The 10,150-nt window shown below is 30.6% G+C and carries 10 protein-coding genes; 6 read left to right on the forward strand and 4 right to left on the reverse strand.

The annotated features are described in order from the left end of the window. Positions 1-7: 7 nt before the first annotated feature. From E0F76_RS12940 to E0F76_RS12955, 4 genes are read right to left on the reverse strand one after another with little or no spacing between them, the layout of a single operon-like run. Positions 8-466 (reverse strand): phage tail protein, encoded by a 459-nt coding sequence (locus E0F76_RS12940; protein WP_132006713.1) that lies wholly within the window; start codon positions 464-466, stop codon positions 8-10. A gap of 5 nt (positions 467-471) precedes the next feature. After that, entirely contained in the window at positions 472-912 is a 441-nt protein-coding gene (locus E0F76_RS12945) for a phage tail protein (RefSeq protein ID WP_132006716.1), read from the reverse strand. Between the two features lie 32 nt (positions 913-944). Further along, positions 945-2,861, reverse strand: coding sequence for a phage tail sheath C-terminal domain-containing protein (locus E0F76_RS12950; RefSeq protein ID WP_132006719.1), 1,917 nt, complete (start codon positions 2,859-2,861; stop codon positions 945-947). A 43-nt stretch (positions 2,862-2,904) separates the two neighbouring features. After that, positions 2,905-3,558 carry a DUF4255 domain-containing protein gene (locus E0F76_RS12955; protein ID WP_132006722.1) on the reverse strand — a complete coding sequence of 218 codons (654 nt, stop codon included), beginning with the start codon at positions 3,556-3,558 and terminating at the stop codon, positions 2,905-2,907. An 882-nt stretch (positions 3,559-4,440) separates the two neighbouring features. On the opposite strand from E0F76_RS12955, the gene E0F76_RS12960 reads away from it, so the two are divergent. From E0F76_RS12960 to E0F76_RS12985, 6 genes are all read left to right on the forward strand, one after another. Continuing rightward, a complete protein-coding gene (locus tag E0F76_RS12960; RefSeq protein ID WP_132006725.1) occupies positions 4,441-5,454 on the forward strand; it encodes a dipeptide epimerase in 1,014 nt (337 codons plus the stop codon). A gap of 3 nt (positions 5,455-5,457) precedes the next feature. Further along, positions 5,458-6,468 (forward strand): aminotransferase class I/II-fold pyridoxal phosphate-dependent enzyme, encoded by a 1,011-nt coding sequence (locus E0F76_RS12965; RefSeq protein WP_132006728.1) that lies wholly within the window; start codon positions 5,458-5,460, stop codon positions 6,466-6,468. 252 nt (positions 6,469-6,720) lie between these two features. After that, positions 6,721-7,059 (forward strand): P-II family nitrogen regulator, encoded by a 339-nt coding sequence (locus E0F76_RS12970; protein ID WP_132006731.1) that lies wholly within the window; start codon positions 6,721-6,723, stop codon positions 7,057-7,059. An 855-nt stretch (positions 7,060-7,914) separates the two neighbouring features. Beyond that, positions 7,915-8,253 (forward strand): P-II family nitrogen regulator, encoded by a 339-nt coding sequence (locus E0F76_RS12975; protein WP_132006734.1) that lies wholly within the window; start codon positions 7,915-7,917, stop codon positions 8,251-8,253. A 41-nt stretch (positions 8,254-8,294) separates the two neighbouring features. Then, positions 8,295-9,500 carry an ammonium transporter gene (locus tag E0F76_RS12980; RefSeq protein WP_132006737.1) on the forward strand — a complete coding sequence of 402 codons (1,206 nt, stop codon included), beginning with the start codon at positions 8,295-8,297 and terminating at the stop codon, positions 9,498-9,500. A gap of 111 nt (positions 9,501-9,611) precedes the next feature. After that, positions 9,612-10,046: a helix-turn-helix domain-containing protein gene (locus E0F76_RS12985; protein ID WP_132006740.1), complete on the forward strand. Its 435-nt coding sequence runs from the start codon at positions 9,612-9,614 to the stop codon at positions 10,044-10,046. Positions 10,047-10,150: the final 104 nt, after the last annotated feature.

Raw genomic sequence — 10,150 nt, forward strand, 5'->3', positions numbered from 1 at the left:
TTGTTTATTAAAAACCTGGAATAGGCAGTTCTTTAAAAAAATTATATCGTAAAGTAATGGTCTCAATAACGATTTTATTTTCTTCTGCATTAAAGTCGCTAAACTCATAACTCAATGGAATAGCATGGGATACATACCAAACCTTTATAGGATTTCCATTTTCATTTAAAAGAGAAACCACTAAGTTTGCTGGATAAAAAACAAAACTTTCTAAAGCTTGATTGCACCACATAGACAAACCCGATATATTAGACGTTAACCCTCTTTTTAACACCAAATCTTGATAGCCCGAACGAAGTGGAAAATTATGTTTAAAACGGTTTTGTCCTCCTTCGGTATAAGATTCTGTTTCCATAGTCACTTTCAAACCGTTTACACTTTGAAACTTAGTATCAATAGAAAATTGAGGAACTAGTTCAAAGATGACCGAAAAGTGAAAACCAACTATGGGATCATTGCTTGGCATAGTAATTAGGATTTATATTCAATTTTAAAACCATGATTAGCTACTTCAACAGTTTCAATTGCTGCTTCATTGGCATCAGATTTCAAATCGGTACATTTTAACGAAACGATAAAGCAATCATTAACGGTCCAAATCACTCTTGGTTCATGATTTTCATCTAATAGTGAAATGACAATGGTTCTTTTTTCAACTGTATTTTGAGCCACAGTATTGTACCATTCAAAAAACTCATTATCCCCTAAGAACACCCCTCTTTTTAAAGTGATATTACTTAATTTATTCAAACCAGGCATTTTTTCTTTGAAGTAATTAGGACTTGAACCCACACGGTGCTCAATAACATCGATTTCTTTGTTCAAACCTGACACTTCAGTAAAAGCTATTTTACTTCCTCCCCATTGCACACTAAAATGGAATTTTGGTAGCGGAAAATTTGTATTTGGCATAATCGTTAAATTTAAAAGTTAAACACTAATTATTAAGATTTTTGTTGCATTTGTTTGAATTCTAAAATAATAAATTCAGCAGGTCTTGAAGGAGCATAACCAATTTTCACAATCATTCTTCCCTCTAAAATATCTAATGCAGACATGGTTTCATTTAATCCAACCGATACAAAAAATGCATGTTCCGGTTTTCCACCAGCTAAAGCGCCATCTTTCCATAAGGTGGTTAAATAATTGTCTATCATTCCTTTTACACTTACCCAAGTTAAAGCCACATTGGGTTCAAAGACAAATTGCATGCAGGCTTTTTTAACTGATTCTTCAATCATATTGGCTAATCTTCTAACATTGATATACCGCCAATCATTAGAATTTCCCGCTAAGGTTCTACCACCCCAAACTAAAAATCCTTTGCCAGTAAATTTTCTAATAGCATTAATTGACTTTCCAGTTTCATGAATGTTCATATCCTCTTGCTCAGCATCATTTATATCGTCAGTTAAACCAACAATTCCGTTCACACTCACATTCGCAGGAGATTTCCAAACGCCTCTGGTTGCATCTGTTTGGGCATAAATCCCAGCTATTGCTCCAGATGGTGGAACAGTATTCATCGATTGTGATAATTTGGCAACAATAGCAATGTAAAAAGGAATTTGAGCCGTTAAATTATTCTCTTCGAATAATAAAAAGGTTTCCATGCTTTTCAGTACATTATTTGTCGCATTAATAATTGCTGCATTTAATTTTTGAACAACCAATTGGATTTTTCCAAAATCAGGTTCATCGTGAGCTGGAATTGGCCCTGCAACAGGAACATTTATACTAATTAAACCTGTATAAGGATTCGGAGCCGAAGCTACGTAGGTAGAAATATTTCCCCAAACACTTTTAAAAGCAGTGTCGTTATCTAATGCTGATAAATCATCAACATCCGTAACACCATCCGCTTTTTTAAGGACTTCATAAGCCGTTTTAAAATCCACTAGGTCTTGCGCATATTTTTTTAAAAAATTGGTCACTAAATCTTGTGCAAATGGGGCCATTTTTGTACTCGTTATTGAAGGTGCAATCGGTTTGCCAATGTTTTTCAAAAGCGTCCAACATAAATCTGTAGCTGTTTTTAATTTAGTGTGGGTATCTATAGGAACCACTACATTTGTAGGAGTCCAAGCAGTGCTTAAGGTGTTATAATCTGTTACTATTTTTTCAAATTCTTCAATATTGTTTTTTGTTGTAGTATTAGTTGAAAAAATTCCTTTAAAATTGACTTTTCCGGCAGCTGTACCATTTATATCGCTAAATCTATAGCTATATGGAAATGCGCTTTGTAAATACGGATAATAAGTAGCACCATATTTTAGGTTTTGATTCCCAACACTATCTCTATAATTAGCACTATCTGTAATAAGTCCCGATTCATTTTTTACATCCATAATGGTAAATCGATCCATTAAATCGGCGCATTGTCTTAATGCTTGTTGTTGTACCAATCCTAAATTTGTTGCGCTTAAATTGATAGCATCTGGAAACAACAATAAAGTAGGTTCATCAAATTTTCTTAATAAATCTAAACCATCAGTAAAGTCAGAAACGCTAGTAATTGCTGCCGCATAATTACCAATTGAAACTAAATAGCAAACACCGCCTCCATTACCATAAAAAAGACGCAAACTATTGTATAACTTAAATTTACTTTCTGTTACTTTACAATCGTCTGTAGGCATTAGATTTCCATCAAGTACAACTTCAAGAGATGTTGGATTGGGTGCTCCACCAAATAGTTGTTCAAACTCCATAAAAGAAGTAATTCGAGTTGGAGTTGTTGGTCCTTTTTGGGTAAAACCTACAAAAGCTGGAACGGCTGTAGCTACTTGTGCTACTGAAGGAGGAAATGCATCAATCTCATTGATATATACTCCAGGTGTTTTAATTGAGCTTACATTCATGACATTTTTATTTTTAGTTTATATTATTTTGTTAATTAAATTTTTAAAACTCTTGGGTTTCTATTAGCCCAATGGGGTTCTTCATGTTATTTTCCCATAGATTAATTTTCACTGTTTGAATCACTTTTTCTTGAATTGTAGTAGTACTTTGAATAGAGCATAATCTCATTTTGTATAATACTGAAGGCATGTATTTAGAACCCAAATAAGACCACATTTGGTTTAATTGTTCCATACTTAAACTCACTAATTCCATAGTGATTTTTATATATTTAGCTTGTTCAATATCTGTTTTTGTTAAAAATGTAGCGTATTCAATCATTTCACTATCATCATTTTTATAGTAGAAAGAATTATTTTGCTGGAAATAACTAATAATGGTTTTCAATTTATCTATCCCATCTAAATATTTAGATAAATCTTTATTATAGGAACTAAACAATAGTGAAAGAATTAAATGCTGAGTTGGCTGTTTGTATCTTAAAATATTCGTATTATCATTTGTATCATTCAGATAAACTGACTGGTTTTTTTGTGTCCTATCTTCCTCAATATTTACAATTGATAATACAATGGGGGTTTTTGATGCTAAAAAATCATCGCCATCATTTAGCATAGCAATATTAGTAATATCAATTACTTCGTCAAGTGGATCAACTAATTTACTAAGATTTTCTAATACAATTTTTAAGTCCATATCATTTTGATTTTGATCATATAGAATACTATCTTACAAATAAACCTCTATAAACCTGATAATGATGTTGTTAAAAAAACCACCTTTACAGGAGTTTAGTCACCCCTATTTAATTAATTTTAACCTAATTTTTTTTCTTGTAATTTTTTTTATTTGAGTTTCAGAAATTCATAAAACTTTTTAATTTCTCTGTCAATTCAAATAAATTCTTGGATTAAGTTTTCCAGTTATTATTACTATTATTATTATTAAATATTTTAGCTTTAGATAATAAAAATGTCAATATTCATTTTTAGAAATGAATTGTTAATTGTCAATATTCCGTTGTAATAATTTAAATGCCAATTCGAAAGTTTTGTGTATTATTCCCAATAAAGATTTAGGGAGGTAAAAATTGTATCGAGATTCCATTTATGAAATTTTCATAGTTCACAATATGATTTTCAGTCAAATATCGCCCGAACATTTAGAAATCTAACTTACAAAACTAATTATTCCCTAATGAGTATTTAATGTTGTCTTCTAATTCCTAAATTTTATCTAAAACTTCATAACAAGCTAAAATTAAGTACTTTAAAAATATCTTCCAAATTTATTTTTTATAAATAATAATAAATTAACATAATATTTTCAATTATTTATTCTAATAAAAAACTATTAAATAGAAATAAACCCACTGAAATCCAGCATTTTAAATTCTAATCATGTAAAATCATACAAAAAAAACATTTAAGTATTTAAACAAGCTTCTCAAAAATGCATCAGAAATTAATATAAATTTACTTTCAAAATGAAATTTACTTAACATTTTAATTTGTAAAACAATTTATATTAATTTCCTTTGTTATAAATTAAACATTTAATCAATAATAAGTCATAAAAATGAAAGTAGTCCTTCGAACATTCGACCTCAAACTTAAACATACTTTTACAATCTCAAGAGAATCTTATGATGTCCAACCAACTTTAATAGTCGAATTACAAAGTGAGGGTTTTTCTGGATATGGTGAAGCTACTTCAAATCCCTATTATAAAATTACTGTCGCATCGATGCAGCATAATTTAGAGAAAATCATTCCATTTATTGAAAAAATAACTGATGAGACACCTGAAGAATTTTGGGATATTGCACATCGGTTATTAGGAAATGATATGTTTTCACTTTGTGCCTTAGACATTGCGTATAATGATTTGTATGCTCGAAAAAAAGATAAAAAATTATATGAATTATGGGGCTATGCTACAAATAACAATCCAAAAACCGATTTTACTATTGGTATTGACCGCATAGAAAAGATGGTGTCAAAAATGAAGGAAATGCCTTGGCCAATTTATAAAATTAAATTAGGAACAAAAGAAGATATCGCAATTGTAACTGAATTAAGGACACATACAGATGCTATTTTTAGAATTGATGCCAATTGTAGTTGGACCGTTGATGAAACTATTAATAATGCTGTTGAATTAAAAAAATTGGGAGTTGAATTTTTAGAACAACCATTACAAGCAGACAATTGGGAAGGACATGCTGCAGTTTTTAAACATTCAGTACTCCCTGTAATTGCAGATGAAAGCTGCATTATAGAAGACGATGTAGCCAAATGTCACCATCATTTTCATGGTGTAAATGTAAAACTGGTAAAATGTGGTGGACTCACATCAGCTAGAAGAATGATTGCTCATGCAAAAAAATTGGGAATGAAAACGATGGTGGGCTGCATGACAGAATCTTCGGTTGGTATTTCGGCAATTGCTCATTTACTGCCAGAACTAAATTATGTTGATATGGATGGTGCTTTACTCCTAGCAGAAGACATCGCAACAGGTATAACAATTTCGAATGGAATTATAAACTACTCCGAATTGAATGGAACTGGAGTTCAATTAATCTCCTAAATAATGACTGTAGAAAATTTTCCTGATCGAATAATTATAATTGACAATGTCGAATATCTATATTTTGGTGGAACCAATTATCTTGCAATGTCCACCAATATTGATTTTCAGCATATTTTATTTGAAAGCATCAAGAAATGGGGAACGGCATATGGCAGTTCTAGAAATTCAAATATCAAACTGTCGGTTTATGATATTGCCGAAAAAATATTAGCAAAAAATATGGGAACAGATACTGCTTTGGCAGTTTCTTCAGGGATGATAGCAGGAAAATTTGTACTGGAATATCTTTCGAAAGTTACAAATGCAATTTTTCATTTTCCTGATACACATCCAGCTTTAATGGATTCTTCAAGTCTTCCTATAATTATAAATGGAAAACTGAACACTAAAATATTCGATTCCACAATTTCTAAAATTGGAGTTTTAGCAGATTCAATTCCTGGATTTAAAATTGAACCTGTTGATTTAAAAATTTTGTTAGAAATTCCATATGACAAGGAACTGTTTTTGGTTATTGACGAAACCCATAGTTTTGGAATTTATGGTAATGAGTGGCAAAATTATCTAGAAAAGGATAATATTAAAATAATAAAGATTGCCTCAATGGGAAAAGCACTAGGACTTTCAGGAGGTGTTATTGCGAGTAATTATTCTATAATTTCAGAAATTAGAAATCAAAAGACCTTTATAGGATCTTCTGGAATGAATCCTGCTTATTTGAATACTTTTGTCAATGCACAAGAACTATATCTAGAACAAAAACAAAAATTACAACAAAATTTAAATTATTTGGATACTCACTTTATTAATAGGAATGGATTTATATTCCATGCTAGCTATCCTGTAATTTACTTTGAAAATGCATCTGTTACCGAAAAATTATTGAACAACAGAATCATAACTACTTCTTTTAACTACACAAATAGTTCTGAAAAACTGAATCGAATTGTAATTACTGCTAATCATACTTTTCAAGATTTAGATCACCTGATATCACAATTAAACACTTAAAAACTGTTTTTAAATTAATAGATTTCGATACGGAATTTAAACTACTAATTATAAAATAAAAAAGAGTGGATATATATTCCGTATTTGATGCAGAATAACTTCCTTTTTCTATAGGAATTGCAAATCAATTTCTATTTTTGCATAAAATAAATTGTAAATCCTAAAATTCGTTAATTTACCCCCCCAAATCGCTTTACTTTTCGGGACAAATAGACAACTAAATTATATAAGACCATAAAAATAATATCCTACATGAAAAAAATAGAAGCAATTATTCGAAAATCAAAATTTGAAAAAGTAAAAGAGGCTTTACACAAAATTGACGTTAATTTTTTTACCTTTTGGGATGTAACTGGAGTTGGAAATGAACAAGAGGGTCATGTATACCGTGGGGTTACTTATAGTACTGCTGATATTCAGAGAAGATATATTTCAATAGTGGTATCAGACCCTTTTTTAGAAAGAACTGTTGAAACAATATTAAATACAGCTTACTCTGGAATGGTTGGCGACGGAAAAATATTTGTTTCTGAAATACAGGAAACTTATAGAATAAGAACTAAAGAACATGGAATAGACGCTTTAAATTAATCCCAAAACATATTAAAAACGTTAGCTGTATTTTTAATACAGCTATAACTATACGGACTTATATTTTTCATACAATTATATATCTATACCTAAAGAGAATAACAAAATTGTTTACGCTCAAGGTAAACATTAAACTATTTATCTTCTAAATTTAATTAAAATGGAACTTCTCTTCTTTTTGAGTAGGCCAACTATTCAATTAGCCTATAAACTAAAATAATGATTATATTTTGAACATTATAAATTCAGTTGTCTCAAAATATTAAATTAGCATTAAAATCCCATTTTATAGAGACCTAACCATATAACTTAATTTTAAACGAAACGACTAATTAATCTCATAATTAGCTTTTTCTCTATGCGTTTAAAAAACACAAATTGAGTTACACCCAACTGCTTCATGTAATTTTAATGGTCTTTGATTCTTTTTTTTTGTAAATCGAGGATTTTTTAATTTCAATTCTTAATTACCAAAAATCTATTACTATATAAAATATTTTATATTTTATTTTCTAAAAAGTAATTCATTTATCATTACCTCATTTGAATTTCAAAATTCAATCTTTAGACAAAATTTAAGTGTTTATTTAAATCTATTCATAAATAAATTGATTTTTATATCGAAAAAATAAAGATATTTTTTAATACATACCCTCAAAATTAAGGGGTAAAAAATAACAAATCAATAAAAATGACACTAAATACCCATATTAATTTTGGGGTTTAACATATTAATATACTTTTATAGAAATTAAAAACGAAAAAAAATGTTTAAACTAGTTTTTAATTGTAATTATATTAAATATTAAAAAAGTATTAAACATTATTACTCAATTCATTAAAAAAAAACCATTTATGAAAAAAATTGAAGCAATTATTCGAAAATCAAAATTTGATGAAGTTAAAACAGCTTTACATCAAATTGAGGTTAATTTTTTTACCTATTGGGATGTTACAGGTGTAGGAAATGAAAAAGAAGGTCATGTATATAGAGGAGTTACTTATAGCACATCCGACATTCAAAGACGTTATTTATCAATTGTGGTATCAGATCCTTATTTAGAAAGAACAGTTGAAGCAATTTTAAAAACTGCTTACACAGGCATGGTAGGTGACGGAAAAATATTTGTTTCTGAAATTCAAGAGACCTATAGAATCCGAACAAAAGAAAGCGGAACAGATGCTGTTAACTAATCGAACAAACTTAATTACAATAAACAAATAAAAGAAATATTATGGATACGAATACTGCAATGGACTTAATGTGGGTGTTAATCGCCGGAAGTTTAGTGTTTTTTATGCAAGCTGGATTTACACTTGTTGAAACTGGATTTACCAGATCAAAAAACACTGGAAATATAATAATGAAAAACTTAATGGATTTCTGTATCGGAAGTGTCGCTTTCTGGGCAGTAGGATATTCATTAATGTATGGTAAATCAATAGGAGGCTTAATTGGAGACGTGAGTGAGTTTTCATTTTTCGATAGCGCTGCAGATATGCACAGCCTGTTCTTTCAAACTGTATTTGCTGCTACTGCTGCAACAATAGTTTCTGGAGCAATTGCCGAAAGAACAAAATTCACCACTTATTTGATTTTTTCCTTATTAATGACTTTAATCATCTACCCAATTTCAGGTAGCTGGGTATGGAATGCTGGAGGATGGCTTGCAAAAATGGGTTTCACCGATTTTGCTGGATCAACAGTAGTACATGCAGTTGGTGGTTGCGCTTCATTAGTAGCTGCAGCTTTGGTAGGACCTAGAATTGGAAAATACACAGACGGAAAATCAAATGCAATACCTGGTCATAATTTAATGATAGGCGCATTAGGAGTATTTATTTTATGGCTAGGTTGGTTTGGTTTCAACCCTGGTTCCCAGCTTGCAATTTCAGGAGACAATGCTTTTGCAGTTGCTAAAATATTTATTACCACAAATTTAGCTGGTGCAGCTGGTGCTTTAGCCGCCATGTTTATTACTTGGATATTTTACAAAAAACCAGATATCTCAATGACTCTTAATGGTGTTTTGGCTGGATTAGTTGGAGTTACAGCTGGTTGTGCCGCTGTTAGCCCAATTGGCGCATTAATGATTGGACTTATCTGCGGGATCACAGTTGTTTTTTCTATTGAATTTATAGACAAAAAATTAAAAATTGACGATCCAGTTGGTGCTGTTTCAGTACACGGGGTTTGCGGAGCATTAGGAACTATATTAGTTGGAGTTTTTGCCACAGATGGTGGCTTACTTTACGGTGGTGGTTTTGAAAAACTAGGAGTTCAAACAATTGGGGTATTAGCGATCGGAGCTTGGGCAATGGGAGCCTCTTTTGTAGTTTTATTTATCCTTAAAAAAACAATTGGACTAAGGGTAACTAAAGAAGAAGAAATAGATGGCTTAGACATTCACGAACATGGTACCAATGTTTATAACGACTAAGTTTTATAATCATCAATAGTTTAAAATAAAAAATGCTGACTTGTAAAAAGTCAGCATTTTTTTATAAAAAAATGTCCCGTCCTGAAATAGCGATACACAAAAAGTATCCTAATGGAAAAACATGAAGAAACACGCTATGTTAAGCGAACACAAAAAGATTACTCAATGTCTTTTAAATTACAAATTGTTCAAGAAATTGAGCGAGGTCAGCTCACAGTTACAGAAGCTGCGAAGACTTATGGCATTCAAAATAGAACAACTGTTGTTAATTGGCTAAAAAAATTCGGTAACTTTGATTGGGAAAATCAAACACCATTTACTATGTCAAAGTCACCAGAACAAAAGATCATKGAGCTTGAAGCCAAAGTGAAACTTCTAGAGAAGCAGAAGTCCTTTTTGGAGAGACAAGCCTTTGTTGCAGATAAGAAAGCAATCATTTTTGATATGATGATTGATATCGCAGAAGAAGAATATAAAATTGACATACGAAAAAACTCTCCACCCGAACAATCGACCATTTTAAAGACAAAGAACAGCAAACAATAATGTTCGCCTGTAATTTGTTCGGGATAGACAGACAGGTTTATTATCGAAGAATTAAAAGAAAAATTAACAAGGAAGCTAAAGCAATTGAAGTCGTGTCAATGATT

It is taken from the genome of Flavobacterium cellulosilyticum (assembly GCF_004349355.1).
Classification (GTDB): domain Bacteria; phylum Bacteroidota; class Bacteroidia; order Flavobacteriales; family Flavobacteriaceae; genus Flavobacterium; species Flavobacterium cellulosilyticum.

What these genes read in the sequence shown, in the direction of transcription:
- E0F76_RS12940 (WP_132006713.1), bottom strand. Translation starts at nt 466, where the DNA reads ATGCCAAGCAATGATCCCATAGTTGGTTTTCACTTTTCGGTCATCTTT.
- E0F76_RS12980 (WP_132006737.1), top strand. Translation starts at nt 8,295, where the DNA reads ATGGATACGAATACTGCAATGGACTTAATGTGGGTGTTAATCGCCGGA.
- E0F76_RS12955 (WP_132006722.1), bottom strand. Translation starts at nt 3,558, where the DNA reads ATGGACTTAAAAATTGTATTAGAAAATCTTAGTAAATTAGTTGATCCA.
- E0F76_RS12950 (WP_132006719.1), bottom strand. Translation starts at nt 2,861, where the DNA reads ATGAATGTAAGCTCAATTAAAACACCTGGAGTATATATCAATGAGATT.
- E0F76_RS12975 (WP_132006734.1), top strand. Translation starts at nt 7,915, where the DNA reads ATGAAAAAAATTGAAGCAATTATTCGAAAATCAAAATTTGATGAAGTT.
- E0F76_RS12960 (WP_132006725.1), top strand. Translation starts at nt 4,441, where the DNA reads ATGAAAGTAGTCCTTCGAACATTCGACCTCAAACTTAAACATACTTTT.
- E0F76_RS12965 (WP_132006728.1), top strand. Translation starts at nt 5,458, where the DNA reads ATGACTGTAGAAAATTTTCCTGATCGAATAATTATAATTGACAATGTC.
- E0F76_RS12970 (WP_132006731.1), top strand. Translation starts at nt 6,721, where the DNA reads ATGAAAAAAATAGAAGCAATTATTCGAAAATCAAAATTTGAAAAAGTA.
- E0F76_RS12945 (WP_132006716.1), bottom strand. Translation starts at nt 912, where the DNA reads ATGCCAAATACAAATTTTCCGCTACCAAAATTCCATTTTAGTGTGCAA.